This is a genomic window from Vibrio sp. V39_P1S14PM300, from assembly GCF_009904765.1.
GTDB lineage: Bacteria > Pseudomonadota > Gammaproteobacteria > Enterobacterales > Vibrionaceae > Vibrio > Vibrio proteolyticus.
The window spans coordinates 1-5,560 of sequence record NZ_WXWP01000233.1; the positions used below are offsets into that span (position 1 = coordinate 1).

A 5,560-nucleotide genomic window follows, 5' to 3' on the forward strand; every position below is an offset into this window, starting at 1 on the left:
CTATTAATTCATTCACCCATTCATAAAAATTAACTATAAAAAAATACAAGGCAAAATAATGAAAAAACTTAGCCTTGCCCTAGGGCTAGTGTCGACTTCAGTGGCTTTATTCAATTGCGACATGCTCGCAGCAAAAACTAAACCGGTACCGACAGCATTTTCGGTCCAGCTACCGATGGTGCGTCAGGCCACGGTGCTGTATCCGTTTAGCGGCGAATACCGGGCTTCCGAATTCACTCAGATTGTGGCTGAAACCGACGGTAAAATCGTCGAAGTCTACTTCAAAGATGGTCAGCACGTAAAAAAAGGTGACCCGCTATACCGCCTCGATGAGGATTATGCCCGTCTGACGTTGGCCACAGCAGAAAATGAATATCGTCTGGCGATGCAGAACCTGCTTGAAATCACCCGTCAGTACGGCTCAAAAGAAGCACGCGCCTTGTTGGCCGAACAGAGTGTCGAACGTGCCAGAACCCGACTACTCAAAGCCAAGAGTGCCATGGCTAAACAAACCATTTATTCACCGTTTTCCGGCAAAATCGGTAAGAACACCCAAAGCGCAGGCACGTATGTGACGCCGGGCACGGTGCTGACCGATCTGGTCGCCACCGACAAAGTAGAGTTGCACTTCTCCGCGCCTGCCGCCCAGATGGATGCATTCAGTGAACTGGTTAATGATCAGGATCCCGAAAACTCTCCGGTGGTGTCGGTTTCGCACGGAAACACCACCACCTATACCGATGGGACACTGCATTATGTTGGTTCGGTCATAGACCAAAATACCGGAAATGTTGATGCTTATGCGCTGTTTGACAACAGCAACAGTAAGATCATTGTGGGCACCAAAACTCGTCTCTATCTCAACGCACCTCAGAAACAGAAAGTGATGCTGGTCCCGCAGAGTGCGGTGCAGCAGATTGATGGCCAGTCTTACGTCTACGTACTAAACGAGCAACGTGTGGTGCTCGAGCAACCAATTGAACCGATTTACACCAAAGAATCCTTCACTGGTTACGTGGCGCTCAGCGGCGGTTTATCGGCAAAAAGTTTTATCGTCAACGACGACGAAGCTCCTCACCTAGTCGGCAACCGCATCGAACCGTCAATCAACGTGATTGAACAGTTAAACGAAGTCTTGTACCGCTAATCCGCAATCTGAATCGGTGTAACTGCTCAATGGACACAACGAATGACAACCACATCAATCAAGAAAAATTGAACGAAAATCAGATGGACAAACGAACCCGACGCGGCGAAAAAACCAAGGCCAACATCATAGCTGCTGCGATTGAATGTTATAAACAACAGGGCGTTCAGGGGGCCTCATTGTGCAGTATTGCCAAGCAAGCCAATACCACGAAACCAACGGTGTATGCGCACTTCGGCTCAAAAGAAAACCTCTATCGTTCCGTAGTGCATCACGTTTTGCATGAGAAAAGTGATGAGCCACTCCCTGCCTTTAATCCTCAGCGAGAGATCCGTGCTCAGTTGATTGAGCTGTTTGATTTCCAGTTGGAGCGGGTGCTTAGCTGTGAAAAACGCCGCTTACTGGTGGCCATCACCATTGAATCCATGTGTCAGGGCACCTGCCATCTCAATGATGTCGGCGAGATCAAAGTGTGTCCACTCGAAAACTGGCTGTCGGAGGCCATGGATTACGGTGCGCTGACCCGTCAGGATCCGCATGAACTGGCAATCAACCTCTGGGCGCTGGTCAAAGGGCGGACTTTTTTTCCGATCTTTCTTGGCATGGCGTCAAACGAACAGGAAGACCGTCGAAAAAGCCTTGAGTCGGCGATCGATTTCTTTTTGCTCAACAACGGCAACGCTGCTCACACACTGCAATAAAAAACCGCAGGAGGGACAAACTCCTGCGGCCAATTTAGGACAGTGATGCGCGCTTACAGCTCGTAACGCAACCCAAGATGGTAGTAGCTTTCGTCGGCGTGCGCCCCACCGAACGACACTTCCTGACCGTTGTAATCGCCGCGTTGGCCATTACGATCCACGTAACTGGTATAGATTGATGACCGCGCAGTGAGCTTAAACTGAACTTCCAGTGTAGTATCTTTCAGTTGCAGTTCGTCACCACCTTTGTTATCCAGATAACGATAGCCCGCGCGCAGTGCCCACTTATCATTTACATTGTAAACTGCGGTAAGTTCCGTCACTTCATCGGTACTGGTCTGCGCGTAATAGCCGTCCAGCTTATCTTCCGAATACAATGCTCCGACCATCCAATCGCCCAGATAATAACGCGTACCGACACCCCAGAAGGTGTAATCGGTATCATTGCTTTCACGATGATCACCTTTGCTTTTTTGTATGGCTACCACCGGAGCTAACCGACCGAACTCCCCCATATCAAACGTATAGCGCAGGGCTGCGTTGTAGCCGTAATCTAACTCAGAGGTGCTGTTACCTAAAATATAAGCGGCAGACGCATCCAGGTTGCCAAAACTGTTCTGGTATTGCACGGTGCCATCCTGACGAAACACCTGAGTCGCGGTTTTATCGACTTTTGCCGCCTGACGGGCCATGGACACATCAGAAGATGCGAATACGTCACCGATGTCGGTAAACATGATCAATCCGGAGGCCACACGCCCGCCAGTGACCCGTCCGTACTCGTGACCATCAATCCCAGCCCACACATAACGAGCCGTCAAGGATGGCTTATCATTGACCTGATTGGCGTATTCCGCCGCACCTACCTGATATTGCGCCTGGCCAATAACGGAGGCGTGCGCGTTAATGGTTTGTGAGCCGTTCAGGCCGATACGGCCGTCAAATTCGCCATTGGTATCACCGTACTGATCGTTTTTGTCGGTCAAATTGAAACCAAGACGGGAATAGAGATTCAGAGCAGAACCATCTTCCGCCTGATAGAGTTGCACCGCTGAGGCACTATGCGCTACAAACGCGGCAGGGAGGAGAAGAGCGAGTAAATGTTTTTTCATGGGAATCACCTTTCAATGCACAATTTATGGTTGTTTTGGCTGTGTTTGAGACGCACTGATCCCCTCCTGTTGTCACAGGAGTAATCAACACAGCTGGAATGTAGGGATAAGGCGCGCCTTTGTGACTAGCAAAGGCGCTTGCCGCCCCGTTTCTATAGGGGAAAAACGGGTTAGCTTAAATCGACGTTTTTACAGCCGAACAGGTAGGTGGCCAGAAAACCCACCAGGTAAGAAATAAGCAGACCTGCAACGAACACCAGCATGGCCGGGAAAATGCCACTGTCTGAGGTCATCAACGGAATCGCCACGATACCAGATGGGCCAAACACCGTGTTGAGGCCAACCGGCATGCCCAGATAGGCAATCAGCCCCACAAAAAAACCTCCTGCAGCGCCGCCGATACAAGCGGTCACGAACGGTTTAACCCGGGGTAGCGTCACACCGTAAATCAGTGGCTCACCGATCCCGAGCAAACCGGGAATGATGGCGCCTTTCACCTGAGAGCGCAGCATAGAGTCTTGTTTGGCTTTGAAATACAGCGCCATGGAGGCCCCAACCTGACCACCACCTGCCATTGCCAATATCGGGAACAGCGAGTTGAAGCCCTGCGCGTCCATCAGAGCAAAATAGACTGGCACAAACCCCTGATGGATCCCAAACACCACCGATATCAGAAATAAGCCGGCAAGCAAAGCTGCGCCGATCGGGTTGTCATTCAGATTGAGAAACAACCATGACATCCCTTTAAATAACTCGCCCCCGATTGGCATGATCACCAGATAAGTGACCGCCCCCATGATCAGTAACGTGATCACTGATGTCAGAATCATATCCAGATCGTCCGGCATAAACTGACGCACTTTACGCTCGACCTGAGCACCGAGAATACACGCCAGTAAGACACCGATGATGTTGCCACGGGGATCGATAGCAAAACCGAAAAATTCATGCATTCCGGAATAGATACCACTGGTCGCTTGCGGGTCATACCCCAAAACAAACAGCGACGCCAGAATCGCACCGTTGACACCAGAACCACCAAACGCCTGCTGTGCGTTGTAGCCAATCAGAATCGAGAGAAACGCAAACAGGCCTTTGCCAAACACTTTCATATACGCCACCAGATCGAGCATAAACTGACTCGGGGCCTGGTTGATCACGTATATTTGTTCAAGCAGCGTCGCAAAGCCAAGCAATAGACCTGCAGCGATAAAACCGGGGATCAATGGCGTAAAAATGGTGGCGAACTTGCTTAGAAAGCGTTGCACCGCACTGGTTTGCTTGCTCTTCATCTGCTTTTTCTGCTCAGCAGCCAGCGAAGTGAGATCCGACTGATAAGTCGGGTTCACTGCCCCACTTTCACTCAGACGCTCAATCAGTTCACTCATCATTTCAGCCGCTTGCTGGGCTTTACCCGGCCCGAGAATGATCTGAAACTGCTGATCGCTTTCGACCACCCCCATCACACCTGGGATCTGCTTGAGTGTTGCTTGATCAGCCAGGTTGTTGTTTGCCAGCGACAGACGCAAACGCGTCATGCAATTGCCACATTTGGCGACGTTGCTGCTCCCCCCTACCGCGTCCAGCAGTTGAGAGATCATATTGGAAGTAATTTTTGCCATAGTGAATCCTTCAGAGCGTTAATACTGTGGGTTATTGAGGGTTGTTGAGTGCGGGACGAATGAATCCGTTATGGGCGCTCAGGCGCAAACGAGCCTGCTCCGCATCCACATCGGCCAGCAGCATCACGATGGCGGTCTTGCAGTGACGCCCACACTCATTGAGCGCCGCTTCCGCCGTATCGGCATCCACGCCAGTGGCTTCGGCAACGATATTGATCTGACGCTGGACCAGCTTAGCGTTGGTCGCTTCCACATCCACCATCAGATTGCCAAACACTTTGCCACAGCGAATCATGGCACCAGTAGTGAGCATATTCAGGACCAGCTTTTGCGCCGTTCCAGCTTTCATGCGAGACGAGCCAGTCACCACTTCTGCGCCAACCACCGGGGTGATCGCGATATCAGCCAGCGATGCCATCGTACAACCCGGGTTGCACGCCACCGAGACGGTTACCGCCCCCACCGAGCGTGCATACTCCAGCCCGCCCAGAACATAGGGTGTGCGCCCACTGGCTGCGATACCAACCACCACATCCTTTTCACTGAGGTTTAACTGCTCTAGATCCTGTTGACCCAACCGTCGATCATCTTCGGCATTCTCGACCGCCTTCAGAATCGCCAGCTGTCCCCCTGCGATCAGGCCTACGACAAGCCCCGGATCGCTACCGTAAGTGGGAGGGCACTCACTGGCATCCAGAATACCCAAACGCCCGGACGTGCCCGCCCCCATATAGATAAGCCGCCCACCAGAGCTAAAGGCGTGTGTCACTGCGTCCACCGCCAGTGTGATGTTTTGCAGTTCCGCTCTCACTGCCAGCGCCACTTTCTGGTCTTCAGCATTGATCACGCTGAGCATCTCAAATGTCGTCAGCGTATCAATCTTCGCGCTGGCATTATTTCGGCTTTCGGTGACCAAACCGGTCAAATCTATCTTCATCTTGCACTCTCACTACCTAACGAATGAGCGCGATTCTATGG

General features: G+C 51.6%; 5 protein-coding genes. 2 read left to right on the top strand and 3 right to left on the bottom strand.

The window, feature by feature from the left end; all coding sequences use genetic code 11:
- Positions 1 to 58: 58 nt before the first annotated feature.
- Together CAG65_RS11730 and CAG65_RS11735 are read left to right on the top strand one after the other, a co-directional pair.
- Positions 59 to 1,147, top strand: coding sequence for an efflux RND transporter periplasmic adaptor subunit (locus CAG65_RS11730; RefSeq protein ID WP_161453751.1), 1,089 nt, complete (start codon positions 59 to 61; stop codon positions 1,145 to 1,147).
- 83 nt (positions 1,148 to 1,230) lie between these two features.
- The gene (locus CAG65_RS11735) at positions 1,231 to 1,848 is read left to right on the top strand and encodes a TetR/AcrR family transcriptional regulator (RefSeq protein WP_052035779.1); all 618 of its coding nucleotides are present in this window, start codon (positions 1,231 to 1,233) and stop codon (positions 1,846 to 1,848) included.
- A gap of 53 nt (positions 1,849 to 1,901) precedes the next feature.
- Here the strand turns inward: CAG65_RS11735 and CAG65_RS11740 are convergent, their stop codons facing one another.
- The 3 genes from CAG65_RS11740 to murQ form a co-directional block, all read right to left on the bottom strand.
- A complete protein-coding gene (locus CAG65_RS11740) occupies positions 1,902 to 2,960 on the bottom strand; it encodes a porin (RefSeq protein ID WP_161453752.1) in 1,059 nt (352 codons plus the stop codon).
- Positions 2,961 to 3,130: 170 nt separating this feature from the next.
- Positions 3,131 to 4,582, bottom strand: a complete 1,452-nt coding sequence (murP, locus tag CAG65_RS11745; RefSeq protein ID WP_161453753.1) for a PTS N-acetylmuramic acid transporter subunit IIBC — start codon at positions 4,580 to 4,582, stop codon at positions 3,131 to 3,133.
- A gap of 31 nt (positions 4,583 to 4,613) precedes the next feature.
- The gene (murQ, locus tag CAG65_RS11750; protein ID WP_161453754.1) at positions 4,614 to 5,519 is read right to left on the bottom strand and encodes an N-acetylmuramic acid 6-phosphate etherase; all 906 of its coding nucleotides are present in this window, start codon (positions 5,517 to 5,519) and stop codon (positions 4,614 to 4,616) included.
- Positions 5,520 to 5,560: the final 41 nt, after the last annotated feature.